Origin of the sequence: Pseudonocardia sp. CA-142604, from assembly GCF_050948475.1 — a bacterium.
In the GTDB taxonomy this organism is placed as follows: domain Bacteria; phylum Actinomycetota; class Actinomycetes; order Mycobacteriales; family Pseudonocardiaceae; genus Pseudonocardia; species Pseudonocardia alaniniphila.
Map to the genome: position 1 here is coordinate 4,046,052 of NZ_CP192045.1, position 25,964 is coordinate 4,072,015.

A 25,964-nucleotide genomic window follows, 5' to 3' on the forward strand; every position below is an offset into this window, starting at 1 on the left:
CCCACGCGCCGCACCCCATCGAGATTGGAACCCATCACTCCCATGTCGGATGTCGAAGTCAGTCGGCCGGCCGTGCTCGTCACCAGGAACGAAGGGAACCCGATCACCAATGGGCCAACCGTCACGTGGGCGGTCGGTGTGCTGTCGGACCGCTTGTCGGAGAAGGGGATCGGGTTCACGACCTCGCGCGACGCCGACGCGGCGATCACCGTGCAGGTGCTCTCCTCCGCCGAGGCGCCCGGTCTGCCGGCCGGCACAGAAATGCCTGCGACGCCGGAATCATTCCTGATCGTCGGGGAGGGCCGGCAGGTGACCGTCGTCGGCACTGACGCGACCGGCCTCGTCTACGCGCTCCTGGAGCTCGCCGACCGGGTCGCGTATGCCGACAACCCGATCGAGGCTCTGACGGGGATCGGCGCCGAGACCGCGAGCCCGGCGGTGCCCGTGCGCGGGATCGTGCGGTCGTTCTCCAGCGTGGACGAGGACCTGCCCTGGTTCCACGACCGGGCTTTCTGGGAGGAGTACCTGTCCTGGCTGGCCGCCGCCCGGTTCAACCGGTTCCACTTGGCGTTGGGGATGCAGTACAACTACGGCGCCGATCGGCACGGGGCGACCGACAACTACCTCTGCTTCGCCTACCCGTTCCTCCTTGACGTCGATGGCTTCGAGGTAGCTGCAGAGGGAGTCGACGCCGAGGAACGGAAGCGAAACCTGGAGACGCTGCGGTTCATCGCAGCCGAGACTCGGCGGCGCGGCATGCGGTTCCAGTTGGGGCTCTGGAACCACGCCTACGACTACGGCCGGGACTCGGTGCACCGCTATCCGATCACCGGCATCAACCCGGAGAACCACGCGGAGTACTGCGGGGCTGCGATCGCCCAACTGCTCACCGAGTGCCCGGACATCGACGGGCTGACCTTCCGCGTGCACTACGAGGGCGGCATCCCCGACGACCGGCACGAGGTGTTCTGGAGCGCGGTCTTCACAGGCGCGGCGTCCGTGGGCAGGCCCTTGGAGATCGACATGCACGCCAAGGGTGTCGATCAGGCGCTCCTCGACGCGGTGGACCTGCCCTCGCTCTCACCAGTGCTGTCAGCGAAGTACTGGGCCGAGCACGTCGGGTTGCCCTACCACCAGGCGTCGATCAGGGCGCGGGAGGCGGCGAAGCCGATCCCGGCCGGTCACGAGATGAAGGGCATCACGGAGTTCTCCCGCCGCTTCACGCGATACGGCTACGGCGACTTCCTCCGTGAAGACCGGCAGGTGGACCTGATGTTCCGGGTCTGGCCGGGCACCCAGAAGCTGCTGCTCTGGGGCGACCCTGCGATCGCGGCGGGCTACGGGCGGCTGGCCACCTTCGGCGGGTCCCGCGGTGTGGACATCTGCGAGCCGTTGTTCTTCAAGGGCCGCAAGGGGAGTGGCGAGATCGGCGCTCGTGACCCTTATGTTCAGGCCGACCTCCGGCTTTCCGGCCAGGAGTGGACCAAGTACCGCTACACGTATCTGCTGTGGGGGCGGCTGCTGCACAACCCCGACTCCGACCCGGAGACGTGGCGACGGTACCTGCGGGCGACATACGGTCCCGCAGGCGGCGATGTCGAGCGCTCGCTGAGCTCGCTCAGCCGAATCCTCCCGTTGGTGACCGTGGTGCACGGTGTCGGAGGGTCGAACAACGGCTACTGGCCCGAGGTCTACGTCAACCTGCCGATCTCGTCGCGCGTGCACTCGGCGCACTACGCGTTCGACACCGACGATCCGAAGAACTGGGGCGGGGTCAGCCCGTTCGACCCGACCACCTTCTACGGCATCGACGGGTACGTCGCCGACGTTGCGGCAGGACGCGTGACGGCGAAATACACGCCGATCGAGGTAGCGGAGTGGATCGAGCAGTTGGTCGCCGACGGCCACGCGGCGCTCGAACGGTGCCGCGAGGCCGCGGACCAGACGGACCCACAGGTGCGGCGGACCTTGATCGACCTCGAGGTGCTCGTCCGGTTGGGCCGGTTCTTCGCAGGCAAGTTCCGGGCGGCAGTGGACTACTCGATCTTCCGGGCCACGGGGGACGCCCGGTGTCTCGAGTCCGCGCTGGCGCATTACCGGCCGGCGAGGGATGCGTTCGGTGAGATCGTCGACGTGGTGGAGGGCATCTACCAGAGGGACCTGCGATTCGGCATCGAGCACTCCGAGCATGGACATTGGGCTGACCGGGTGCCGGAGATCGACGTCGATCTGGCGGCGCTCGAGGACGAGCTTGCGGAGGCGAGGACCGCAGGTGGCGCCGCTGTGCAGCTTCCGCCGGTGCCCCGGCGACCGGTGGCGCCCGGTGTGGCGCATACCGCGCCGCCGAATTTCGAGCGGGGTGCGCCGCTGTCGCTGTCGCTCGACGTGCTCACGCCGGGGCCCGTCGGCGCCACCTTGCACTATCGGCACGTCGACCAGTCCGAGTCCTTCCAGCAGGTGCCGATGGAGTCGAGTGGCGGCTCGCTGGTCGGCACGATCGACGGGAGCTACACAGCCTCGACCTATCCGCTGATGTACTTCTTCAGCGTCGAGCACGGCGACGGCGGGCAGGCACTGTACCCCGGCCTCGCTGCTGATCTGTCGAATCAGCCGTACTTCGTGCTCGGAAGCTCGGCCGCCCGCTGACCCGTCCCCGTGAGGGGTCCCAGCTCCAGTACACCCGCCCACGACATCGATGTCCGAGGGAGACTGATGCTGCCCACGCTGTCCCGGCGCCGGCTGCTGGCGCTTGCGACCGGGAGCGCCGCGAGTGTCGCGCTCGGCGCCTGCTCCTCGCCCTTCGACGAGACCACCCGCGGCGGCGGTCGGGTCCTGGAGTTCGTCACGTTCTACACCGGTGGCGACGGCGACCTCATGCAGTCCATCGTCGATCGGTACAACTCCTCGCAGGACGAGGTGTTCGTCCGGTTCAGCGCGCCGGCGTACGGCGGGGACTACCTGACGAAGGTCCTCACGGCCGCGCTGGCCGGGGCGCCGCCCGCGATCGTCGCGCTGCACAGCTATGAGATCCAGCCGCTGCGGCGCTTCCTCCACACGATCCGGCTCGGGGATCTGGGGCTCGCCGAGTCGGACTTCGTCGACGGCACGAGGGAGCTCGCGGAGATCGACGGCGAGCTGTACGGCGTCACGATGAGCACGGGGCCGCAGGCGCTCGGGTACAACCGGCAGCTGTTCGCGAAGGCCGGTCTCGATCCCGACCGCCCGCCCGCCACGGGGGAGGAGTTCCTCGCGGCCGCGCAGGCACTGAAGGCGTCCGGACCATGGGGTTTCGTCCGGGAGACCGGCACGTACATGCCCTGGCAGAGCATGAATTGGCAAGGCGGCGGCGACCTGATCGACGGCGAGAGCCGTGCGATGTTCGACAGCGAGGCGGGCATTGCGGCGGCGCAGCTGGAGCAGGACCTCGTGCATCGCTACCAGGTGTCGCCGCAGCAGCTCGTGGACGGGCTCCAGGTCGGGCAGATGTTCCGCGCCCAGCAGGTGGGCATGGTCTGCACGTACCCCTGGGGGCTCCAGCAGCTGCTGGAGACGAACGCCGAGACCGGCATGGAGCTCGACGTCGCACCGCTGCCGCAGTTCTTCGACGGGCCACGCGCCATGATCGCGACCTCACACATCTACACCATCCCGATTCAGCGCACGAACGACGACTGGGTCCGGGACCAGGCGCAGAAGTTCATCAGCTGGCTGTTCCGTGAGGGCAGCGTCGACTGGGCGGGTGCGCAGGCGCCGGCCAGCACGGCGGCTGCCGGGCCGATCGCCGCGAGCACCGACCCGGTGGTCCGCAAGATGAGCCTCTTCATCGACCAGGCGAAGTACGCACACTTCGCGCCCTATGCCTACCGCTGGAACCAGGCCTTCCAGTACCTCAACGACGCGATGGACAACATCGTCTACCAGCGCGCAGACGTGGCATCCGAGCTCCGCTCCGCGACGGCCCGGGCGACCGGGACGATGAAGGAGCCGTCGTGAGTGCCGTCACCACCGGGATCGGCGCGACCATCCGAGGCGGGACCGGGGCGGGGACCAGCAGGAATCGGCGCAGGCGTCCGTGGCGAGCCGCCGTTATGTTCCTGACGCCGTTCGCCGTGCTCTACCTGCTGCTGTGGGCGGTGCCGGTGGTGCACGGTCTGTACCTGAGCGCCACGGACGTCAACGTGGCCGAGGGAACCGGCGGGTTCGTCGGCCTGAACAACTACGTGACGTTGCTCGGTGACTCCGACTTCCACGCCGCGTTCGGCCACACGTTGCTCTTCGTCGTGCTGAACGTGCCGGTGCTCGTGGCGGCCGGGCTGGTGCTCGCGCTGCTCCTGAACCGCGACCTCGGTGGGCGCAACGCGATCCGGGCTGCGTTCGTCTCGCCCTATCTCCTGCCCGGCGCTGCTGTGGCCTTGATCTGGAATCTCGTGCTCAACCCCGTCAACGGGTCGCTCAACACCGTGCTGCAGGCGATCGGGTTGCCCGCACAGCAGTGGCTCTCCCAGCCAGGCGAGGCGATGGGCGGGGTCGTGCTGCTGACGCTGTGGTGGCGGGTCGGGTTCCCGCTGCTGATCCTGCTCGCCGCGCTGCAGGACATCCCCAAGCAGCTGTACGAGGCGGCCCGGATCGACGGGGCGAACCCCTGGCAGCAGTTCCGGTTCGTCACGCTGCCCGGCATCGCGCCCGTGCTCGGGCTCGTGATCCTGCTGAGGCTGATCGACTCGTTCAAGGTGTTCGAGCAGGTCTACCTGCTCACCGAGGGTGGGCCGAGCGGCAGTACCCGTGTGGTGCTGCAGATGCTCTACGAGACGGGCTTCCGCGACTTCCGCACGGGATACGCCGCCGCCATCGGATGGACGCTCGCGCTCGTGATCCTCGTGGTCGCGATCGTCCAGCAGATCCTGACCCGGAGGAACTCGGGCAATGGCTGACACCGCGAGCATGACGCGTCCGGCTTCCGCAGCAGGCCGGGGACAGGTGCCACCCGCCGCCCGGCGTCGCGCCCAGTGGATCGCCACGGGTGCCGCACTCGTGGTGGCCGTGCTGTGGGCGCTTCCGCTGCTGTGGGCCCTGTCCTCCTCGTTCGAGGCGGCCGATGACGACGGCAATCGGCTCGTGCCGCAGAGCCCCACGCTCGACAACTGGGGAATGCTCGTCGACCCGGGCGGGCGCGCGGTGAACATCTTCGTCGCGTTCTTCAACAGCGCGGTGGTGGCTGTCAGTTCGACCGTCCTGGCGCTGCTGGTCTGCTCGATGGCCGGCTACGCGCTGGCGAAGCTGCCGTTCCGCGGCAACGGTGTGGTGTTCGGGCTGCTCCTCGTGACGATGCTGATCCCGAACGAGGTGGTGCTGGTTCCCCTGTTCCAGCAGTTCAACCAGCTCGGCCTGCTCAACACTTACGGCGCGCTTGCGCTGCCGCACATCGTCTCGCTCCTCGGTGTGGTGCTGATCCGGCAGTTCATCGTGAACCTGCCCGACGACCTCACCGACGCGGCCCGGATCGACGGCGCCAACGCGTGGCAGACCTACCGCTACATCGTGGTGCCCCTGATCCGCCCGGCCATGGCGACGCTCGGCATCCTCGTCTTCCTCGGCGCCTGGAACGACTTCCTCTGGCCGCTGATCTCCACCAGTTCGCCCGCGATGCAGACCCTCCCGCTCGCGCTCGTGACCTTCCGGTCGGCGTACGGCGACATCGACTACGGCGTGGTGATGGCCTCGACGATCCTGGCGATCACGCCGCCGCTCCTGGTCTTTCTCTTCGCACAGCGCTTCATCATCGAAGGAATCAGCAGTACAGGACTGAAGGGTTGAGATGACCTCCGATCTGCAGCGGATCGACACGGACGGTTCCGACAACGGGGCCGCCGATCCTGCCGCCGAGAAGAACAGCTCCGGCAGCGGCGTCCAGGCCGTGCCCTACACGCCTGCCGACCCGGACGCGCCGCACGTGCGCACGGCCCGGGTCACGGTCGGCGCAGGTGACGACCGCGGCGTGCTCGACCGTCCGTGGGCGAGCCTCGGCTACGACGAGATCAACTGGACCTACACCCCGCAGGGCCGCCGGACGCTCGGGACGATCGGTGGTTTCGCCGAGACGCCCTACCACGTCCGCCCGCACTACGTCTTCAACAGCGGCACGGGCCTCGGTCTCCCGCACTGGGGGAGCGGGAACGTCTACCACGAGGACGCGGACGGCAACCCGTTCTACGACTTCACGATCGCCGATCTCACCTACGACACGATCGTCGGGGCCGGCCACCACCCGCTGGTCGAGCTGGCGTTCACCCCGCGCGCCCTGGTGCCGGACAGGGCGAAGGAGGAGTTCGCGTTCGAGAGCAGCCCGACGCTCTACAGCGAGTACGAGGCGGGCTGGTGGTCCTACCCGCCGAAGGACTACGCGAAGTGGGGCGGGCTCGTGGCGGCGCTGGCGCAGCACTGCCTGGACCGCTACGGCGAGGAGGAGATGTCGCACTGGCTGTGGGAGCTGTGGAACGAGCCCGACATCTCCTACTGGCGCGGCACCCCCGAGGAGTTCCACGACCTGTACGAGGTGGCCGCGAAGGCGGTCCGCAGCGTGCTGCCCACCGCACGCGTCGGCGGGCCCACGGTGACCGGTGGGGACAAGGGGGTCACGTTCCTGCGTGGCTTCCTGACCGCGTGCTCGGAGCGGGACCTGCCGCTGGACTTCGTCTCGTTCCACACCAAGGGGGCGGCATTCTCGCCGTGGCGCACCTATGCGCCGATCGGCGCGCCGGCACCGACGAAGCAGTCGCCGTCCATGGCGAAGATGCTGCGGGAGATCGATCGCATGCTCGCGGTGATGGAGGAGTTCCCGGCCTACACCGGGCTGCCCGCGATCGTGGACGAGTGCGACGCGTCGGTGCCCGCGCACTGGGGGATCTACGACAACGCGAACTTCGCGTATCGCAACAACGAGTACTACCCGGTGTTCCAGGCGAAGCTGATGAAGAAGGTCCTCGACCTGAACGCCCGCCATGCTGCGCAGGTCGCGGAGGCGACCACATGGAGCTTCTCCATGGAGGGCGAGCGCTACTTCGAGGGCACCCGCAGCTTCGTCACTGCGTCGCGCATCGAGAAGCCGCTGATGAACGCCTACCGAGCGTTCGCCCAGCTCGGTGATCGGCGGATCGGGGCCACATCGGATGCTGCCGTGGCTGTGGACGACCTGACCGCCGTCGGCGCCGGTCTGGCGGAGGAGGTCGACGTGCTGGCCAGCAGGTCGTCGGCCGACGGCCGCGTCGCGGTGCTCGTCTGGCGCCACGCCGACGACCAGTACGCGGAAGACGACGCGCCCACCGTCGTCGACCTGCAGGTCGACGGCCTGACGCCGGGTGCCTGGACGCTGCAGCATTGGCGGATCGACCGCGATCACAGCAACAGCCACACGGTGTGGCAGGGCGTCGGCGCCCCGCAGGACCCGACGGCGGAGCAGTTGGCCGCGATCACGCAGCGGCAGGGGCTCGAGCGGTTCGCCGACGATGCGCGCGTCACGGCCGACGGCGGCGCGCTGACGTTGCAGGTGCAACTTCCGCTGCCCTCGCTCAGCCTGCTGGTGCTGGTCCCGGGAGAGGGCGCCTGACGTGCCCGACCAGCTGTTCATCGGGGGTGAATGGCGGGACGCGTCGGACGGCCGCACGATCGACGTGGTCGACCCGGCCACCGAGCGGGTCGTGGCCACGGTGCCGGACGCATCCGACGCCGACCTCGACGCCGTCCTCGCTGCGGCGGACTCGGGGTTCGACACCTGGCGGCGTGCGTCTCCTACCCAGCGCTCCGAGGTGCTCGCCCGTGCGGCATCGCTGCTGCTGGAGCGCACGGAGGAGATCGCCGCAGTCCTGACCCAGGAGCAGGGCAAGCCGCTCGACGAGGCCAGGGCGGAGGTGCGCCAGTCGGCCGAGCAGTTCAGCTGGTTCGCAGGCGAGGCCGTGCGCGCCTACGGGCGCGTGCTCGCCACCGAGCCGGGGCGCCGGTCCTGGGTCGAGCGGCGGCCGGTCGGCCCGGTGGCCGCGTTCACGGCGTGGAACTTCCCGGCGTCGCTGCCCGCCCGCAAGCTCGCGCCCGCCGTCGCGTTCGGCTGCAGCATCGTGGTGTGCCCTGCTGTGGAGGCGCCGCGCACGGCGATGGCGCTGGTGGCGACCTTGGCCGACGCCGGTGTGCCGGACGGCGTGGTCAACCTGATCACCGGCGAGCCGCCTCGCGTCAGCGCGCGGCTGATCGAGTCGGACGTGATCGCGAAGATCAGCCTGACCGGCTCGGTGCCGGTGGGCCGGCAGCTCGTGCGGCTCTCCGCCGAGCGGCTCCAACCGCTCACGCTGGAGCTCGGCGGGCACGCCCCGGTGCTGGTTCTCGACGATCTGGACGACGAGGCGGTCGACCGCGCCGCTGCGGCGGTGGTCCGCTCGAAGTTCCGCAACGCGGGCCAGGTCTGCATCTCGCCGAGCCGGATCTTCGTGCAGGACGCCGTCCACGACCGGTTCGTCGCCGCGGTCGAACGGCTGGTCGCGCAGCTGCGGGTCGGGCCTGGTACCGACCCGGGCAGCGACGTCGGCCCGCTCGCCAACGCGCGGCGGCGCGCCGCCGTGGCCGAACTGGTCGAGAAGGCCGCGGCCGGCGGAGCGACCGTGCGGTGCGGCGGCCGCGCGCCGGCCGGGCCGGGCTTCTTCTTCTTGCCGACGGTGCTCACCGACGTTCCCGCGGACGCTGCCGTGCTGCGCGAGGAACCGTTCGGGCCGGTCCTTCCCGTGCTGCGGTTCGGCACCCTGGACGACGGGCTCGCCTGGGCCAACGACGTGCCGTACGGGCTGGCGGCGTACGTCTACACCGCCGACCTCGGCCGGGCCGACGCTGCGGTGGCGGGCCTGGACGTGGGCATGATCGGGGTGAACGAGACGGCACTCGCCTCGGCCGCGTCACCGTTCGGAGGAGTCGGGCTCTCGGGCTACGGCCGGGAGGGCGGCACCGAGAGCATCGAGGCGTACACCGTCGCCACCGCCGTGACATCGAGGGGAAGGCCGTGAGCAGTAGCAAGGAACCGCTTTCTGCCGGCGTCTGGGGAGTGCTGGCCACGCCGCTGACCGCCGACGGATCCGCCGTGGACACCGAGTCCCTCGCCCGCCAGGTGCAGCACTACGCGCGGATCGGCGCCACCGGGCTCACCGTGCTCGGTGTGTTCGGCGAGGCGGCCCGGCTCACGCCCGACGAGCGGCGGACCGTCGTGGAGACCGTGGTGGCGGCAGACCCGCAGCTGCCGCTGGTGGTCGGAGTCAGCGCGCTCGAGACCGACGCGGCCTGCGCCGAGGCGGACAACGTGCTCGACCTGGTGGACGGGCGGCTGGCCGGGCTGATGGTGCAGGTCGCGTCGCCCGACCCGGCCGCGCTCGCCCGGCACCTGACGACGGTCGCCGACCGGACGGGACAAGGAATCGTCGTCCAGGACTACCCGATCATCAGCGGTATCTCGATCGCCGCGCGCGACCTGGTCGACGCCGTCCGGCGAGTGCCCGCGGTGACGGCGGTGAAGTCCGAGTCCTCGCCCAGCCCGCCCGCCGTGGCCGAGCTCGTCGCGGGTGTCGAGGTTCCCGTGTTCGGCGGGCTCGGCGGCACGTGCCTGCTCGACGAGCTCGCGGTCGGCGCGGCCGGCGCGATGACCGGCTTCTCCGTGCCCGAGGGGCTGCTCGCCTGCGTCGCGGCATATCGGTCCGGTGGGTTCGGAGCCGCTCGTGACGTGTGGCGCGACTACCTGCCGCTGGTGAACTTCGAGTTCCAGCAGGGCATCGCGCTCGGGCTGCGCAAGCACAGCCTGGTGCTGCGTGGGCTGATCCGGCACGACGCAGTGCGCCCGCCCGCACGGGCGATCCCTCCGCGCATGCTCGAGCTGCTCGCGGAACATCTGCGCGGTGCCCCGGGTGACGTGCTCCAGGACGCAGCGGCGTCCGGGAGGGAGGGATGACTGAGGAGAGAGGGCTCTACCGCGGCCTGACGAACTACGGCGACCGGGAGTTCTCCCGCTACCTACGCCGGACGTTCCTGCACTCGACGGGGCGCGCGCCCGAATCGCTCGAACGCCCGGTGATCGGCATCGCCACATCGGCGAGCGACTTCAACCCCTGCCACCGGGCGATGCCCGAGCTCGTCGCGTCGGTGGTGCGCGGCGTGACCGCGGCCGGTGGGCTGCCCATGCAGTTCCCCACGGTGTCGCTCGGGGAGGGATTCCTGAACCCGACGGCGATGATGTTCCGCAACCTGATGGCGATGGACGTCGAGGAGATGGTGCGGGCGCAGCCGATGGACGCCGTCGTCCTGGTCGGTGGTTGCGACAAGACCGTCCCGGCGCAGCTGATGGGCGCCTTCTCCGCCGGGCGCCCCGCCGTCCAGCTCGTGACCGGGCCGATGTCGACCGGGCGCTACCACGGGGAACGCCTCGGCGCCTGCACCGACTGCCGCCGGTTCTGGGCGAACTATCGCGGCGGCGACGTCAGTGCCGAGGAGATCGCGGAGGTCGAGCGGAACCTCGCCACCACGGCGGGCACGTGCGCGGTGATGGGTACGGCCAGCACGATGGCGTGCGTCGTCGAAGCGCTGGGGATGGCGCTGCCGGGCAGCGCCACCGCACCTGCCGTGCATTCCGACCGGCTGCGGATCGCGGAGGCGACCGGCACGGCCGCGGTCGAGATCGCCGCAGCAGGGCGCACCCCGGACCAGGTGGTCACCCCGGCGTCGGTCCGCAACGCGCTGCGGGTGCTCCTCGCGATCGGCGGCTCGACGAACGCCCTGGTCCACCTGACGGCGATGGCGGGGCGGCTGGGGATCCCGATCGATCCGGACGAGCTGAACGCGCTCAGCGAGACGACGCCGGTGCTCGTCGAGCTCAAGCCGACGGGCGCGCACTACATGGAGGACCTGCACGCCTCCGGTGGACTCCCGGCAGTGCTGCACGAGCTGCGGGACCTGCTGGACCTGTCCGCGCTCACCGTCACCGGCGCCACCCTCGGGGAGGTGTTGGGGGAGGGGCCGGACTGGGTCGACCGCAGCGTCGTACGGACGGCCGCGGAACCGAGCCGGGACAAGGGCGGGCTGGTGTGGTTGCGGGGGTCGCTGGCGCCCGACGGCGCGCTGATCAAGCGGTCTGCCGCAGATCCTGCGCTGTTCGAGACCACCGGACGCGCAGTGGTCTTCCGGTCACTGGAGGACCTCGCGGAGCGCGTCGATGACCCGGACCTCGACGTGACGGAGTCGGACGTTCTCGTACTGCAGAACGCCGGTCCGCGCGGAGCCGGGATGCCCGAGGCCGGCTACCTGCCCATTCCCGCCAAGCTGGCGCGCAAGGGCGTGCGCGACATGGTCCGCATCTCCGACGCGCGGATGAGCGGCACCGCGTACGGCACGATCGTCCTGCACGTCACGCCCGAGGCCGCGATCGGCGGTCCGCTCGCCTTGGTCAGGACGGGGGACCGGGTCCGGCTGTCGGTCAGCGAGGCGAGCCTCGACCTGCTCGTCGACGACGCGGAGCTGGCCCGCCGCCGGGCGGAGCTGCCTGCTCCCCAGCCGGCCCCGATGACCGGGTACCGCAAGTTGTTCGATGAGCACGTCACGGGGGCCGACCGTGGCTGCGACTTCGACTTCTGCATCCCACGTGCCTGACGGCACACCGCTCGCCGCACCGGAGATCGGGTCGTCGACGACCCGCTGAAGGGATACATGCCGATGACGCCGGATCCGTACGAACCCTCGGCGCACGCGCTGGAACCGCGAGCCTGGTTGCGCTCCGACGCGCCGCGGCTGGACCTCTGCGGGTCGTGGCGGTTCCGGCTGTTCCCGCGTGCCGACACGGGCGCCGATCCGGGCGACGACGGTAGCGACGTGGGCTGGACGGACCTGCCGGTGCCCGCACACTGGCAGCTCCATGGTCACGGCAGCCCGGCCTACACCAACGTCGCGTACCCCTTTCCCGTCGATCCGCCGCGGGTTCCACTGGAGAACCCGACGGGGGAGTACAGGCGGTGGGTCGAGCTGCCCGCCGAGTGGCCTGCGAGCACCACGGTGCTGCGATTCGAGGGCGTGGACTCGCGGGTGCAGGTGTGGGTCAACGGCACCGAGGTGGGCTGGTCCACGGGGAGCAGGCTGCCGGTGGAGTTCGACGTGTCCGCGGTGCTGCGGCCGGGGCGCAACCTGCTCGCGGTGCGCGTCCAGCAGTGGTCGGCCGGCAGCTATCTCGAGGACCAGGACATGTGGTGGCTGTCCGGGATCTTCCGCGAGGCCGCGCTTCTCGGCCGTCCCGAGGGCGGGATCACGGACGTGGCCGTGCACGCCGGGTTCGACGCCGCGACGGGCGCGGGTGAGCTCCGCGTGGACGCGGTCACCGGTGGCGGAGCGCCGGCGCGGTTGCGGGTGCCCGAACTGGGCGTCGACGTGCCGGCCGGCGAGCAGCTCACGCTGCCCGGCGTGGAGCCGTGGTCGGCCGAGGTGCCCCGGCTCTACGACGGCGAGCTGGCGACGGCCACGGAGCGGGTGCCGCTGCGGATCGGCTTCCGCACCGCCTCGATCGAGGCCGGCGAGCTGCGCGTCAACGGCAGGCGGCTGCTGTTCCGAGGGGTCAACCGGCACGAGTTCCACCCCGATACGGGCCGCGCCGTGGACGAGGCCACGATGCTCGCCGACGTCCTCCTGATGAAACGCCACAATGTCAACGCGGTGCGGACCAGCCACTATCCACCGCATCCGCGTTTCCTCGAACTGTGCGACGAGTACGGCCTCTACGTGGTGGACGAGTGCGATCTCGAGACCCACGGGTTCGTCCTGGTCGAGTGGCGGAACAACCCGTCGGACGACCCCCGTTGGCGCGCGGCGTATCTGGACCGCGCCCGTCGGACCGTGTACCGCGACCGCAACCACCCCTCGGTGGTGATGTGGTCGCTGGGCAACGAGGCCGGCAGCGGGGTCAACCTCGCTGCGATGGCTGCGGAGATCCGGTCGATCGACCCCTCCCGCCCGCTGCACTACGAGCACGACCGCTCTGCTGCGAACTCCGACGTCTACAGCCGGATGTACGCGCCACCGTCTGAGGTGGAGCAGATCGGGCGCCGCGCCGAGGAACCGCATCCGGATCCCGCTGCCGACGCCCGCAGGCGCACGTTGCCGTTCGTGCTGTGCGAGTACGCACACGCCATGGGCAACGGGCCGGGCGGCCTCGCCGAGTACCAGGCGCTGTTCGAGCGCTACCCGCGTTGCCACGGCGGGTTCGTGTGGGAGTGGATCGACCACGGGCTGCGCACCCGTACGGCTGACGGCACCGAGTTCTTCGGCTACGGCGGAGACTTCGGCGAACGCCTGCACGACGGCACGTTCATCGCCGACGGGCTGCTGTTCCCCGACCGCACGCCCTCGCCCGGGCTGCTGGAGTTGGCCGCCGTGATCGCGCCGGTCCGGATCGCCCCGGCGGCCGGCTCGGGCATCGCCGTCACCAACAGGTACGACGTCCGCGATCTCACCCACGTGACCCTGCGCTGGACGCTGGAGACCGAGGGAGCGGAGATCGCCAAGGGCGAGCTCCCCACCGCTGCGCTCGATCCGGGTCAGACCGCCGTGCTGGAGGTTCCGGAGCTGCCGCTCACCACGGGGGAGAGCTGGCTGACCGTCCGGGCGGAGCTCGCTGCCGACGAACCGTGGGCGCCTGCCGGGCATGTCGTCGGCCAGGGCCAACTGCTCGTCACGCCTGCTGCACCGGTGCCGCCGGTCGGTGAGCCCGCGCGGTGGGCGGCAACCGTCCACAGTGGAGGCCACCTCGTCGGGCCCGCCGAGTTCGACGCCGATGGTGCGCTGCGCCGGATCGGGGACCTACTTGTCGACGGGCTCCGCCTGGATCTGTGGCGAGCGCCCACCGACAACGACCGCGGCCATCCGCAGCGAGCCGCGGCGGGCCAGGGTGCCTCGCTTCTCGCGCAGTGGCAGGCCATCGGCCTCGACCGCCTGGAGCACCGGGTCGACGACGTCCGGCTCGCCGACGGCGCGCTCGTCGTCACGACCTGGGTCGCAGCAGCCGCGACGGACGTGGCGATGCGGGTCCGGTATCGGTGGACCGCCGACGGCGAGAAGGCCGAGACGGCCGTGCGCCTGGACGTCACCGTCGAACCGCACGGGCCGTGGGAGGTGCCGCTGCCGCGGCTGGGCCTGCGCACCGGCCTGCCGGCCGCGCTCGACACCGTGACGTGGTTCGGTACCGGCCCGGGGGAGTCCTACGCCGACAGCGGCACTGCGGTGCGGGTCGGCCGGTTCCAGGCGACCGTGGCCGAGCTCCGGACGCCGTATGTGCACCCGCAGGAGAACGGCAACCGCCGCGGAGTGCGCTGGGCGGAGCTGACCGGCCCGGACGGCGGGCTGCGGGTGGAGGGCCTGCCGACGATCGACCTCACAGCCCGGCGATGGACCAGCGAGCAGCTCGACGCGGCCGCGCACCCGCACGAGCTGGTCGCGGGCGATCGGCTGTGGGTGAACCTCGACGTCGGGCAGAGCGGGCTCGGGTCGGCATCGTGCGGGCCTGGCCCGTCGCCGGAAAGCCTGCTCATGCCGGCCTCCACCACCTTCTCGCTACGGCTGCTGCCGCTGGTGACACGGCGGTGACGTCGTGCGGGTGTGTCCGGCTACCCGAATCGTCCGACGAGGGGCGGGCGAGAATTCCGAGCATGGACGACGGCGAGCTGACGGTGGTGGACGGCGCCGCGCCCCCGGCGCGCGTGCGGCGGGGGCGGCGGGTGTCGATAGCCGACGTCGCCCGCCGCGCCGGGGTGTCCGCCCAGACCGTCTCCCGCGTCTCGAACGGTTTCCCCGGCGTCGTCGAGTCGACCCGGGCCACGGTGCTGGCCGCGATGGCCGAACTCGGCTACCGGCCGAACAGCGCGGCCCGCGCCCTCAAGCGCGGGGAGTTCCGCACGATCGGTGTCATCGTCTTCTCCTTGTCCACCACGGGCAGCACGCGCACGGTGGAGGGCATCGCCACGTCGGCGGCCGAAGCGGGATATGCGATCACGTTGCTGCCCGTCGCGGTGCCGACGCAGGGCAGCCTCCGCGGTGCCTTCACCCGCCTCGAAGAGCTGGCGGTCGACGCGGTGATCATCGTCATGGAGATGCACCTCCTCGACAGCGCCGCCGTCGACCTGCCGCGGGGAATGCCCGTGGTCGTCGGCGACTATGACGCGGGTGCCAGATACAGCGTTGTCGACACCGACCAGACGGGCGGAGCACGTGCCGCCGTGCAGCACCTACTGGACCTCGGTCATCGCACGGTCTGGCATGTCGCCGGGCCGGCGGCGTCCTTCGCCGCACAGCGCCGCGAGGAGTCCTGGGCGGCGACCCTCCGCGCCGCCGGCCTGGCTGTACCCCCGGTGGTCCGCGGCGACTGGACCCCCGAATCCGGATACCGCGCGGGGCTCCGCCTCGCCGATGAAGCGGATTGCACAGCGGTGTTCGCGGCGAACGACGAGATGGCGCTCGGGGTGCTCCGTGCGATGCACGAGCGGGACCGAGCGGTGCCCGGCGACGTCAGCGTCGTCGGATTCGACGACATTCCGCATTCGGCCTCGTTCTTCCCGCCGCTGACGACGGTGCATCAGGACTTCGCCGAGGTCGGCCGCCAGTGCGTACAAGGCGTCTTGCGGCAGATTCGTACCGACGAGCCCGAGCACGGCTTCACGATCGTTCCCAACCGGCTCGTGGTGCGCCGGAGCACCGCACCACCGCCGCAGGCCTTCTCGTGAGGTCGCCGACGGTTGGCACCCCGGTCCGCGACGCATGTCGCGCGGGGGGCCGGTGCGGGCCTGGTGACGGAGGCGGGTGGCCCGCGATCGGGGGTCGTGGGTCTCAAGATGGGCCTCTACCTGATCGAGGCGGACTACCTGCACGGCATGTCACCGGAGATGGTGGACGCGCTGATCGGGGACCCGTCGCACTGGAGGGGGCGGGACTCCGCCATGCGGGGAACGGCTGCCGCGGTAGGACTCGTCCCACATGACCGTCGTCGCCGTCGTCGTCGGATTCGGGAGGACTTGCGGCTGGACCAGTAGTCGGTAGGAGGGGCACGAGTAGACTTCCGCCGAGGGGTTATCGAGACGTCAGCTCCCCCGCAGCCGATCGGGAGGAACAATTGGCCCCGGAAACGTCGGTCGGAGTGCAGTCGGTCGGGCGAGCCTTCCACCTGCTGCATCTGATGTCAGAGGCCGGCGGCCAGATGTCCATCAGTGAACTCGCCGCGGCGTCTGGCCTACCGCTGCCGACGATCCACCGAATCATTCGCACGCTAACCGAGTCCGGCCACGTACGGCAGAACGCTTCACGGCAGTACACACTCGGACCTCGGCTCGTCGGACTCGGCGAAAGCGCCTCGCGAATGCTGGCCGCCGGGGCCCAACCCGATCTGCGGGAGCTCGCTGATGTCGCGGGCGAGACCGCGAACATGGCCTTGTACGACGGGGATCGGGCTGTGTACGTCGCCCAGGTTCCCTCGCACCACTCGATGCGCATGTTCACCGAGCTGGGACGCCGTGTCCACCTTCATGCCACGGGCGTGGGCAAGGCGCTGCTCTCGCAGATGCCTGACTCCGCGGTACGAAGGATCATGACCTCGACCGGCATGCCGGCGATGACCGATCGGACGATCACCGATCTCGACGTTCTCCTGCAGGTCCTGGCCGAGATCCGCGAACGAGGTCACGCTGTCGACGACGGAGAGAACGAGCTCGGCGTCCGCTGCGTTGCGGTTCCCGTACCCGACGCGCCGACGCTGACGGCGATCTCGGTGTCCGGGCCGGAAAGTCGACTCACTGCCGAAGTGGTCGAGAGAGTGGTGCCTCTACTGAGCGCGGCCGCAACCGCCGTGGGCAAGCGTTTCGCCTGACACCGCGAGTGCGAGACCGATCCCGGTGACAGCAACCCGATTCCGACCGCTGACATCGTGACCCGGAATGTGGAGGGCCGGGTGCGGCGGTCTCACGAGAAGTATTCCGACACTCGCTGCGCTGTGGAGTGCAGGTGGCGGACCGCTTCGTCTGTCCTGTCGGGGGTCAGACGGTACGTGGGGCCCGACAACGAGATAGCGGCCGGTGTCGGAGCGCCCGGAACCGCCACGGCGATGCACCGAAGGCCAACTTCCTGCTCCTCGTCGGAGTCGGCGTACCCCGCCTGCCGGATCTTCTCCAGTTCTTCGAGGATCTCCTCGATGTCGACCAGCGTCCGGTCGGTCAGCCGCGGAGTCGCGGCGGCCAGCAATGCCCTCCGCACCGACTCGGCGGGTAGCTGCGCGAGAATTGCCTTGCCGACGCCCGTGCTGTGCAAATAGACCCGGCGACCGACCTCGGTGAACATGCGCATCGAGTGACGGCCCGGCACCTGCGCGACGTACACGGCGCGTTCGCCGTCGAGCAGCGCCAGCTTGGTCGTCTCTCCGATCTCGACGGCGAGCACAGCGAGATCAGGCTGCGCCCGCGCCCCGAGCATGCGTGCTGCGCCCTCGCCGAGGCTGATGAGCCGCGGTCCCAGTGTGTAGCGACGGTTGTCCAGCTGGCGCACGTGGCCGGACTCCATGAGCGTGCGGGTCAGGCGGTGGACGGTGGGCTGGGGGAGGCCGGATGCCGTGACCAGTTCGTTTGCGGCCATGGCGCTCCCGGCCTGCGCCAGTACGTCGAGGAGCACGAAGGCGCGATCGATCGACTGGACTCCGTTCGAGCCACCGCTGCTGGCGGGTCGCACCACGTCGTTCCCCTCCGAATGTCCGAGCCGAGGGCCACTGAGCTGGAGCCTACAAGCCGCCGCGGCGCGGCTCCGGGGAGCAGAGCCGCGCCGCCGGGTCGCGCTACAACCATCCCGGGACGACGAAGATCAGCCATGTCGCGATCGGAGCGAGGGCGCACATGCTGAAGCCCCACACCATCAATCCCCGGAAGACCCGTTCGCGCCCGGCCTCCGGGGAGTTCGCGACGACGAGTGCCCCGCTCGTCGAGAAGGGAGACGAGTCGACCACCGACGCCGAGATCGACAGCGCGATGATCAGGCCGACGGCGCCGATGTGTCCTGCCAACAGGAACGGCACGGCGAGCGGGATGAGAGCACCGAGGATGCCTGTGGTCGAGGCGAACGCGGAGACGATGGCCCCGATGAGGCAGATGATGATCGCAGCCAGCAGGGGCGCGCCGATCGTCGTGACCAAGTGACCGAGCCAGTCGATCGTCCCGACCTTCTCCATCAGCGAGACGAACGTGACGATGCCGCAGATCAGCAGCACCGTCGGCCAGGCCACCTGACCGATCGCGGCCTTCGCCGACGCCGGCGAGGCGAGCGAGAGCAGCGCGGCCACGGTGAGGGCGGTGAAACCCACGTCGAGTCCGAACGCCAGGGCTCCGATCGCGAGGGCGGCCAGGCCCAGGAGGGTCAGGACATGGTCGCGCGTCAGGGAGGCAGGCTTCTCATCGGTCTCGTCCCGGCTCCCGGGCTCGGCGCCGGCGGGGGTGTCGCTCGCGGGGGACGTCGGTTCGGCCTCGTCCGGTGCTGTTCCGGTGCCGCCACTGCTCGGCGTGCCTGCACCGCCGGTGGCAACCGCGGTCGCGGTGCGCGTCACGTGCTCGACATGCGCGGTCTGTGACGCGCTGACCCGCAGCGTGTCCGCCTTGTCGCGCGCGGGGGCGAGGCTGATGGCGGGGGTTTGGCGCTTCAGCAGCTCGCGACCGCCGAAGAGGAAGAACACGATGCCGCTGAGCACGAGGTTGAACAGAAAGGAGGACAGGAACAGCAGGCCTGGGTCGCTCGGCAGGGCATTCCGCCCCACGACACCGTTGACGATGCTGCCGAAGATGCTGATCGGCGAGAATCCGCCGGCGCTGGCGCCGTTGATGATCAGCAGGCCCATCAGCATGGGGTTGATCCGGTACCGCGTGGCGAAGCCCATGCCGATCGGGGCGATGATCGCGACGGCGGCGGGTACGACCGCGCCCACGGCCGTCAGGGCGGCGGTGACCATGAACATGACCCACGGTATGAGGGCGATCCGGCCTCCGACCGCGCGGACAGCGACCTGGACCAGCCAGTCGACGGTTCCGTTGCCCTTCGCGATCGCGAAGAGCAACGTCACCCCCACGAGGATGACGAACAGATCGCCGGGGAATCCCGCCACGATGTCGTCGGTGCTCTGACCGGCGAAGGCGATCCCCACGACGAACGCCGCGACGAACGCCAGCACGCCCATGTGGACCGGTAGCACCGTCGCTATCACGAAGACCAGGGCCAACGCCACGATCGTGACGAGTTGTATCGACATGTGATCCCCCTGGGGTCGGCGGTGACGCGATGTCGGGGAGCGCGCGAGAGAAGCTCATTTGATCCGCGATGCGGAAAAACAATTCCGGGATCGAGTATTGTCCACGTCACGTCGACCCGTCAAGGCGGGAGCTGCCCGTCGTTAGCGTCCGAACGGCGGGGCGGTCGACGGGTCTCGACGCGGAGCGAGGCTACGACTACAGTTCGCCAGACGGTATAACTTTTCCGCTATACGGATTCAGGCCGAGTCGGCTTCACGTCCGCAGTCCGGAGGACAGACATGACCACTGCCACAGGTCGACACTTCCTGCAGATCCCAGGCCCGACGAACGTCCCGGACTCGGTGCTGAGGGCGATGTCGGCGCCGACGATCGACCATCGAGGGCCCGAGTTCGCAGCCCTCGGCCTCGAGCTGCTCCGCGACGTCAAACGGGTCTTCGGCACCACGAAACCGGTGATCATGTACCCGGCCACCGGCACGGGAGCGTGGGAAGCGGCGCTGGTCAACACGCTGAGTCCGGGAGACAAGGTCCTCTGCTTCGAGACCGGTCATTTCTCCACCCTGTGGCAGGAGATGGCACGTGGCTTCGGGCTCGAGGTGGACTTCGTGCCCGGGGACTGGCGGCACGGGGCCAACCCCGAGGTGGTGGCCGAGAAGCTCACCGCAGACACCGCACACACGATCAAGGCCGTGTGCGTCGTGCACAACGAGACGTCCACGGGCGTCACGAGCCGGGTCGCCGACGTCCGTGCGGCTATGGACGCGGCCGAGCACCCGGCCCTCCTGCTCGTCGACACCATCTCGTCGCTGGGTTCGATCGACTACCGCCACGACGAGTGGGGCGTCGACGTCACGGTCGCCGGCTCCCAGAAAGGGCTGATGTTGCCGCCGGGCATGAGTTTCAACGCCGTGAGCGACAAGGCTCTCGAGGCGTCCACGTCGGCAACCCTGCCCAAGACGTTCTGGGACTGGGGCCCGATGCTTGCGGCCAATAAGCGCGGGTTCTTCCCGTACACGCCGAACACCAACCTCATGTACGGCCTCAAGGAGGCTCTGCGGCTGCTCGACGAGGAGGGTCTCCCGAACGTCTTCGCCCGCCACGCCCGCCACGCGGAAGCGACTCGCGCGGCCGTGCGTGGTTGGGGCCTGGAGGTTCTCTGCCTCGACGAACGTGAGTACTCCGGCTCGCTGACGGCGGTGCTCGTGCCGGAGGGAGTCGACGCGGACAAGATTCGTGCGGTCATTCTCGACACGTTCGACATGTCGCTGGGAGCGGGTCTGGGGAAGCTCGCCGGAAAAGTCTTCCGGATCGGTCACCTCGGCGCGTTCAACGACCTCACCCTCGCCGGGACCCTCGCCGGTGTGCAGATGGGGCTCAACCTCGCAGGGATCCCCGTCGATCCACGCGGCCTCGATGCTGCGCTGGAGCGCCTGCAGGCCGGCTGACCGGCGTGCGCCCGACGCCATCGCACTGCCGGCCCACCCGATTCGACGCGAGAGGTTGACCATCATGACCGCCGAGCTGATCGACAGCGCCCGTCGAGCGGAGTACGAGACCGATCTGGAGCGCGTCCTCCGATCCCGTGTCTCGGGCGAGGTCGCCTTCGATGACTACACCCGCCACCTGTTCTCGCGGGACGCGAGCATGTACTCGATCATGCCTGCCGGGGTCGTGTTCCCGCGTCATCAAGACGATGTGGTGGCCGTGGTGCGGACGGCCGCCGAATTCGGTGTCCCGGTCGTTCCCCGCGGCGCGGGTACCAGCCTTGCCGGGCAGACGGTCGGGCCCGGCCTGGTGCTCGACTTCTCCCGCCACATGAATCGCATCGTCGAGATCGACCCGGACGCCCGGACCGCGGTCGTCGAGGTCGGGGTCGTGCAGGACCAGCTCAACCGAGCTGCCGCAGAGCACGGGTTGATGTTCGGGCCCGACACGTCCACGAGCAACCGCGCGACCATCGGCGGCATGCTGGGGAACAACTCGGCGGGTAGTGGCTCGCTGACCTTCGGCATGACGATCGATCACGTCCGTGCCCTCGACGTCGTCCTCTCCGACGGATCGTGCGCCCGCTTCGAACCCGTGGACGAGGACGAGCGCCTGCGCCGGGCCGAGGCGAACACCCTCGAGGGCCGCATCTACCGCGAGCTGCCCCAGTTGGTGACGGCCAACGAGAAGGCCATCGCGACCGGAATGCCGATGTTCTGGCGGAGGGCCTGCGGGTATCGGCTGGACCGGCTGGCAGGCTACGGCGAGGGCAACCCGTTCGACCTGGCCAAGTTCGTCGTCGGCGCGGAGGGAACCCTGGTCGTCGCCACCCGCGCGGTGGTCGACCTGGTGCCGAAGCCCCGGAAGACCGTCTATGCGGTAGGCCACTTCGAGACCACCCACGCGGCGATCTCGGCGACAGAGGACGCACTGAGCTGCGACCCGCATCAGGTCGAGCTCATGGACAAGACGATCCTCGACCTGTCCCGGAAGAAGATCGAGTACGCGGACCTGGGGCAGCACCTCGTCGGAGACCCGGCGGCGCTGCTGTTCGTGTCGTTCTCGGGCGACGACGAGGCCGAGCTCGTCGAGAAGCTCGACAACGTGGCGGCCCTGTGGGATCGCAACGGGCACGGCTATCACACGCTCAAGGCCGTCACGGCGGCCGAGCAGGCCGCGTTGCTGAAGGTCCGGAAGTCCAGTCTGGGGCTGCTGATGGCCGCAGGCGAGGGGACACGACGACCCTTGGCGTTCATCGAGGACACCGCGGTGCCACCGGTGCACCTGGCCGAGTACACGAAGCGTTTCAAGGAGATCCTCGACGAGCACCGGCTCGAGGCCGGCTTCTACGGGCACTGCTCGGTGGGCTGCCTGCACATCCGGCCGTTCGTCGACCTCACCGACCCGGCGCAGGTCGAGACGATGCGACACGTCGCGGAGAAGATCAAGGACCTCGTTCGCGAGTACGGCGGGGTCAACTCGAGCGAGCACGGGGACGGTTTGGCTCGCAGCGAGTTCAACCGGGAGATCTTCGGTGACGAGCTCTACGACGCCATGCGCACGGTCAAGCGGCTGTTCGACCCGGCCGGACTGATGAACCCCGGTAAGATCGTCGACGCCCCGCCCATGACCGAGAACCTCCGGGACCGCGACGCGCTCACCCCGGCGCCTCCGCTGAAGACGATGCTGCAGTTCGAGGTCGTCGGTGGCGGGATGCGTGACGCGGCCGACCGTTGCATGAACATCGGCGTCTGCCGCAAGACCACGGCCGGGGTCATGTGTCCCTCCTACCAGGCGACCATGCAGGAGGAGCACTCCACTCGAGGGCGGGCCAACGCGTTGGTCAAGGCGCTGTCGGAGCCCGACCCCCACACCGCGCTTGCCGGCGAACGGCTGCACGAGATCCTGGATCTCTGCCTGATGTGCAAGGCGTGCAAGAGCGAATGCCCGATGAGTGTCGACATGGCGGCGCTCAAGGCCGAGACGCTGCATCACCATCACGAGATGCACGGCACGCCGATGCGGTCGCGCATCTTCGGCTCCATCCGGCTGCTCAACCGGCTCGGCTCGGCCACCGCTCCGATATCCAACCTGCCGGGACGGTGGGGCGTCATGCGCGCGCTCATGGAGCGCGCTGTCGGGATCGCCGCAGCGCGGCCGATGCCGGAGTTCGCCCGCGACAACCTCCTTCGCTGGAACAAGCGCCGCGGTCGCCGACGGAGCCGGCCGGCGGGCACGGTCGGAACGGTGAACTGGCTGGCTGACTCCTTCACGACGTTCACCGAACCGCACATCGGCAAGGCCGCCATCGAACTGCTCGAGGCCTCCGGGTGGAACGTCGACATGGCCGGCGGCGGTTGCTGCGGCCGGTCGAGCCTGTCGAAGGGGCTGCTCGACGACGCACGGAAGAAGGCCGCAGGCCTGGTCACCTCGCTCGCCAGGGACACCGTGCCTGGGTCGCCGATCGTCGGATGCGAGCCCTCGTGTGTGTTCACTCTGCGCGACGAGACGATCGCGCTGCTGTCGGACACGCCGGAGGTCGCGCAGGTCAAGCAGCGGGTACGGCAGGTCGAGGAGTTGCTCACCGAGGCCATCGACGAGGGGCGACTCCGGCTCGACGAGAGTTCGTGGCTCCGCGGGCGGAAAGTCGTGTTCCACGGCCACTGCCATCAGAAGGCCGAGGTGGGCACGGCGGCAACGATGGCGCTGCTGCGACGCATCCCCGGGTTGGAGGTCGTCGAGATCGAGTCGGGCTGCTGCGGCATGGCCGGATCGTTCGGGTTCGAGGCCGAGCACTACGAGACTTCGATGACGGTGGGTCGCGACCGGCTGTTTCCTGCCATCGAGTCGGAACCCGAGGACACGATCGTCGCGGCAACGGGCGTCTCGTGTCGTCAGCAGATCTTCCACGGGGTCGGCCGGACCGCGTGGCACCCACTCGAGCTGGTCCGCGAGGCCCTCGCGGGTGCGGCGCCACGGGACTGAGAGACCTCATGCGCATCGTCCGTTACGGCATCGAGGGCCGTGAGGGCCGGGGTGTCATCGAGCCCTCACCGGCGGGGGACCTCGTCCGCGCGTTCGGCCCCGACGAGAAGGGCGACAACACCGCGGGTGACGTCGTCGCCCGGCTCGACGAGGTGACCCTGTTGGCTCCCTGCGACCCGCGAACCATCGTCTGCGTGGGAAGCAACTACGCCAGCCAGGTCGAGGAGAAGGGCCGCCCCTGGCCGGATCGTCCGGCGCTGTTCTTGAAGTCGCCCAACTCCGTCATCGGTCCCGAGGCCGCCATCGAGGCGCCACCCGAGGTCGAGCGACTGGAGTACGAGGGGGAGTTGGCCGTCGTGATCGGAACGCTCGCCCGGTCGGTCCGTCGGGAGGACGCGATGGACCACGTTCTCGGCTTCACCTGCGCGAACGACGTCACCGCCCACGACTGGCGGGCCGACGGCCAGTGGGCACGGGCCAAGAGCGCGGACACGTTCTGCCCGCTCGGCCCCTGGATCGAGACCGAGCCTCCGGAATCGGTCGCCCTCACCGTCACGACGCGGCTCGGTGACCGGGTGGTGCAGCAGTCGGGTGCCGAGCGGATGATCTTCGGGGTGGACACGATCCTCGCCTACGTGACGCGGTGGATCACGCTTCGGCCCGGTGACGTGGTGCTCACCGGCAGTCCGGCCGGTGTCGGTCCGATGGTTCCGGGTGACCGGGTGACGGTCGAGATCGACGGAGTCGGCTCGCTGTCGAATCCCGTCGCACTACGCCGAGCTCATGGCCGACCGGGTGCCGCTCGACGTCGAGATCATCCTTGAGAGGATCACCAAGATCGCGATGGGCCTCGATATCGACGGGATCGTCGAGTTCGAGGATCTTTCCGACCCTGCGTTCGACGCCCCCAGCCCATCGACCTGGATCGAGGCGATGAACTCCCCACCCACCGAACAGATCCTCGTGGCTCCGGACAGCTTCACAGGCACGTTGTCCGCCCCGCTCGTCGTGGCTCGTGCCGCCGGCCTCCAGGGCGCTTCGCCGGGTGCGCCGGTCATCGGGATCGACGGGGGAGACCTCGGGCAACCCTCGGCATGTCGTTTGGAGTCCCCGTGAACGTCCCCCCATGGCTGTGGTTCGCCACCATCGGCGGCCTCCTCGCCATCATCCTGATCGATCTTCTGATCGTCTCGCGAAGACCGCACGCTGTGACGATCTCCGAAGTCACCCGCTGGGTGCTCTTCTACGTCGCGCTCGCCGTGCTCTTCGGCCTGGGGCTCTGGTACTTCGCCGGCGCGCAGTACGCCGGCGAGTTCTTCGCCGGGTACATCACCGAGTACTCGCTCTCGGTCGACAACCTGTTCGTGTTCGTGATCATCATGTCGTCGTTCGCGGTGCCGTCCATCCATCAGCACCGGGTGCTGCTGCTCGGCATCGTGATCGCGCTGATCTTGCGTGGCGCGTTCATCGCCGTCGGCGCGGCGGCGATCAATGCCCTGAGCTGGGTCTTCTACATCTTCGCCGCGTTCCTGATCTACACCGCAGCCAACATGGTCCGGCAAGGCATGGGCGATGACGACGAGGAGTGGAAGGAACCGAAGATCGTCTCCCTGGTGCGCCGTGTGTTGCCGGTGACCGGGAGGTTCCACGGCTCGAAGACCACGGTGAAGCTCGACGGCAAGCGCTGGGTGACCCCCATGCTCATCGTGATGATCGCGATCGGGTTCACCGACGTGTTGTTCGCCCTCGACTCGATCCCCGCGATCTTCGGCCTGACCCAGGAGTCCTTCCTGGTGTTCGCCGCCAACGCGTTCGCGCTGATGGGGCTGCGCCAGCTGTACTTCCTGCTCGGCGGGCTGCTCAAGAAACTGGTCTTCCTGCCGTACGGCCTCGCCGTCATCCTCGGGTTCATCGGCGTGAAGCTGGTGCTGCATGCGCTGCACGAGAACCAGATGCCGTTCCTCAACGCCGGGCAGCCGATCCCGGTCTCCGAGGTCAGCATCGCGGTGTCGTTGCTGGTCATCGTCGGTGTGCTGGCGATCACCACGGTCGCCAGTCTGGTCGCCGTCCGGCTGAACCCGAGTCTGGCCGGGCACAGCGGTGATCTCCCGGACACCCAGACGACCGCAGAAGACTCTGCGGCATGCCGCTCTGGGCGGTCGGCATAGGGCC

The 25,964-nt window shown here is 69.5% G+C and carries 18 protein-coding genes; 16 read left to right on the forward strand and 2 right to left on the reverse strand.

What is annotated here, in order from left to right; genetic code table 11:
• The first annotated feature begins 42 nt into the window (after window positions 1-42).
• The 11 genes from ACQPZQ_RS18430 (at window position 43) to ACQPZQ_RS18480 (ending at window position 16,909) form a co-directional block, all read left to right on the forward strand.
• Window positions 43-2,646: a hypothetical protein gene (locus ACQPZQ_RS18430; RefSeq protein ID WP_433297365.1), complete on the forward strand. Its 2,604-nt coding sequence runs from the start codon at window positions 43-45 to the stop codon at window positions 2,644-2,646.
• Window positions 2,647-2,712: 66 nt separating this feature from the next.
• Complete coding sequence (locus ACQPZQ_RS18435) at window positions 2,713-3,993, forward strand: extracellular solute-binding protein (RefSeq protein WP_433297367.1); 1,281 nt, start codon at window positions 2,713-2,715, stop codon at window positions 3,991-3,993.
• Window positions 3,990-4,931: a carbohydrate ABC transporter permease gene (locus ACQPZQ_RS18440; protein ID WP_433297369.1), complete on the forward strand. Its 942-nt coding sequence runs from the start codon at window positions 3,990-3,992 to the stop codon at window positions 4,929-4,931. Before ACQPZQ_RS18435 ends, ACQPZQ_RS18440 begins: the two co-directional genes overlap by 4 nt.
• Entirely contained in the window at window positions 4,924-5,814 is an 891-nt protein-coding gene (locus ACQPZQ_RS18445) for a carbohydrate ABC transporter permease (protein ID WP_433297371.1), read from the forward strand. The genes ACQPZQ_RS18440 and ACQPZQ_RS18445 overlap by 8 nt, the downstream gene beginning before the upstream one ends.
• Before the next feature lies 1 nt (window position 5,815).
• The gene (locus ACQPZQ_RS18450) at window positions 5,816-7,603 is read left to right on the forward strand and encodes a GH39 family glycosyl hydrolase (protein ID WP_433297373.1); all 1,788 of its coding nucleotides are present in this window, start codon (window positions 5,816-5,818) and stop codon (window positions 7,601-7,603) included.
• 1 nt (window position 7,604) lies between these two features.
• On the forward strand, window positions 7,605-9,041 hold the full coding sequence (locus tag ACQPZQ_RS18455; protein ID WP_433297376.1) for an NAD-dependent succinate-semialdehyde dehydrogenase: 1,437 nt from the start codon (window positions 7,605-7,607) through the stop codon (window positions 9,039-9,041).
• Entirely contained in the window at window positions 9,038-9,973 is a 936-nt protein-coding gene (locus ACQPZQ_RS18460; protein WP_433297378.1) for a dihydrodipicolinate synthase family protein, read from the forward strand. The genes ACQPZQ_RS18455 and ACQPZQ_RS18460 overlap by 4 nt, the downstream gene beginning before the upstream one ends.
• Window positions 9,970-11,664, forward strand: a complete 1,695-nt coding sequence (locus ACQPZQ_RS18465; protein WP_433297381.1) for a dihydroxy-acid dehydratase — start codon at window positions 9,970-9,972, stop codon at window positions 11,662-11,664. The genes ACQPZQ_RS18460 and ACQPZQ_RS18465 overlap by 4 nt, the downstream gene beginning before the upstream one ends.
• A gap of 63 nt (window positions 11,665-11,727) precedes the next feature.
• Window positions 11,728-14,640, forward strand: a complete 2,913-nt coding sequence (locus tag ACQPZQ_RS18470) for a glycoside hydrolase family 2 TIM barrel-domain containing protein (protein ID WP_433297383.1) — start codon at window positions 11,728-11,730, stop codon at window positions 14,638-14,640.
• A 62-nt stretch (window positions 14,641-14,702) separates the two neighbouring features.
• Window positions 14,703-15,773, forward strand: a complete 1,071-nt coding sequence (locus tag ACQPZQ_RS18475) for a LacI family DNA-binding transcriptional regulator (RefSeq protein ID WP_433297385.1) — start codon at window positions 14,703-14,705, stop codon at window positions 15,771-15,773.
• Window positions 15,774-16,159: 386 nt separating this feature from the next.
• Window positions 16,160-16,909 (forward strand): IclR family transcriptional regulator, encoded by a 750-nt coding sequence (locus tag ACQPZQ_RS18480; RefSeq protein WP_433297387.1) that lies wholly within the window; start codon window positions 16,160-16,162, stop codon window positions 16,907-16,909.
• 92 nt (window positions 16,910-17,001) lie between these two features.
• Here the strand turns inward: ACQPZQ_RS18480 and ACQPZQ_RS18485 are convergent, their stop codons facing one another.
• Both ACQPZQ_RS18485 and ACQPZQ_RS18490 read right to left on the reverse strand, forming a co-directional pair.
• A complete protein-coding gene (locus ACQPZQ_RS18485) occupies window positions 17,002-17,760 on the reverse strand; it encodes an IclR family transcriptional regulator (protein ID WP_433299277.1) in 759 nt (252 codons plus the stop codon).
• Window positions 17,761-17,863: 103 nt separating this feature from the next.
• A complete protein-coding gene (locus ACQPZQ_RS18490) occupies window positions 17,864-19,321 on the reverse strand; it encodes an SLC13 family permease (protein ID WP_433297389.1) in 1,458 nt (485 codons plus the stop codon).
• Window positions 19,322-19,600: 279 nt separating this feature from the next.
• Between ACQPZQ_RS18490 and ACQPZQ_RS18495 the strand changes: the two genes are divergently transcribed.
• The 5 genes from ACQPZQ_RS18495 to ACQPZQ_RS18515 all read left to right on the forward strand — a co-directional run bounded on the left by ACQPZQ_RS18495 (window position 19,601) and on the right by ACQPZQ_RS18515 (window position 25,960).
• Window positions 19,601-20,767, forward strand: a complete 1,167-nt coding sequence (locus ACQPZQ_RS18495; protein ID WP_433297391.1) for a pyridoxal-phosphate-dependent aminotransferase family protein — start codon at window positions 19,601-19,603, stop codon at window positions 20,765-20,767.
• Window positions 20,768-20,831: 64 nt separating this feature from the next.
• The gene (locus ACQPZQ_RS18500; RefSeq protein ID WP_433297394.1) at window positions 20,832-23,792 is read left to right on the forward strand and encodes an FAD-binding and (Fe-S)-binding domain-containing protein; all 2,961 of its coding nucleotides are present in this window, start codon (window positions 20,832-20,834) and stop codon (window positions 23,790-23,792) included.
• Between the two features lie 8 nt (window positions 23,793-23,800).
• Window positions 23,801-24,616 (forward strand): fumarylacetoacetate hydrolase family protein, encoded by an 816-nt coding sequence (locus tag ACQPZQ_RS18505; RefSeq protein ID WP_433297396.1) that lies wholly within the window; start codon window positions 23,801-23,803, stop codon window positions 24,614-24,616.
• The gene (locus ACQPZQ_RS18510) at window positions 24,576-24,908 is read left to right on the forward strand and encodes a hypothetical protein (RefSeq protein ID WP_433297398.1); all 333 of its coding nucleotides are present in this window, start codon (window positions 24,576-24,578) and stop codon (window positions 24,906-24,908) included. Before ACQPZQ_RS18505 ends, ACQPZQ_RS18510 begins: the two co-directional genes overlap by 41 nt.
• Complete coding sequence (locus ACQPZQ_RS18515) at window positions 24,905-25,960, forward strand: TerC family protein (RefSeq protein ID WP_433297400.1); 1,056 nt, start codon at window positions 24,905-24,907, stop codon at window positions 25,958-25,960. The genes ACQPZQ_RS18510 and ACQPZQ_RS18515 overlap by 4 nt, the downstream gene beginning before the upstream one ends.
• The last annotated feature ends 4 nt before the right edge of the window (window positions 25,961-25,964 follow it).

What these genes read in the sequence shown, in the direction of transcription:
- ACQPZQ_RS18430 (WP_433297365.1), top strand. Translation starts at nt 43, where the DNA reads ATGTCGGATGTCGAAGTCAGTCGGCCGGCCGTGCTCGTCACCAGGAAC.
- ACQPZQ_RS18505 (WP_433297396.1), top strand. Translation starts at nt 23,801, where the DNA reads ATGCGCATCGTCCGTTACGGCATCGAGGGCCGTGAGGGCCGGGGTGTC.
- ACQPZQ_RS18500 (WP_433297394.1), top strand. Translation starts at nt 20,832, where the DNA reads ATGACCGCCGAGCTGATCGACAGCGCCCGTCGAGCGGAGTACGAGACC.
- ACQPZQ_RS18470 (WP_433297383.1), top strand. Translation starts at nt 11,728, where the DNA reads ATGACGCCGGATCCGTACGAACCCTCGGCGCACGCGCTGGAACCGCGA.
- ACQPZQ_RS18490 (WP_433297389.1), bottom strand. Translation starts at nt 19,321, where the DNA reads ATGTCGATACAACTCGTCACGATCGTGGCGTTGGCCCTGGTCTTCGTG.
- ACQPZQ_RS18445 (WP_433297371.1), top strand. Translation starts at nt 4,924, where the DNA reads ATGGCTGACACCGCGAGCATGACGCGTCCGGCTTCCGCAGCAGGCCGG.
- ACQPZQ_RS18450 (WP_433297373.1), top strand. Translation starts at nt 5,816, where the DNA reads ATGACCTCCGATCTGCAGCGGATCGACACGGACGGTTCCGACAACGGG.
- ACQPZQ_RS18475 (WP_433297385.1), top strand. Translation starts at nt 14,703, where the DNA reads ATGGACGACGGCGAGCTGACGGTGGTGGACGGCGCCGCGCCCCCGGCG.
- ACQPZQ_RS18510 (WP_433297398.1), top strand. Translation starts at nt 24,576, where the DNA reads ATGGCCGACCGGGTGCCGCTCGACGTCGAGATCATCCTTGAGAGGATC.
- ACQPZQ_RS18495 (WP_433297391.1), top strand. Translation starts at nt 19,601, where the DNA reads ATGACCACTGCCACAGGTCGACACTTCCTGCAGATCCCAGGCCCGACG.
- ACQPZQ_RS18435 (WP_433297367.1), top strand. Translation starts at nt 2,713, where the DNA reads ATGCTGCCCACGCTGTCCCGGCGCCGGCTGCTGGCGCTTGCGACCGGG.
- ACQPZQ_RS18465 (WP_433297381.1), top strand. Translation starts at nt 9,970, where the DNA reads ATGACTGAGGAGAGAGGGCTCTACCGCGGCCTGACGAACTACGGCGAC.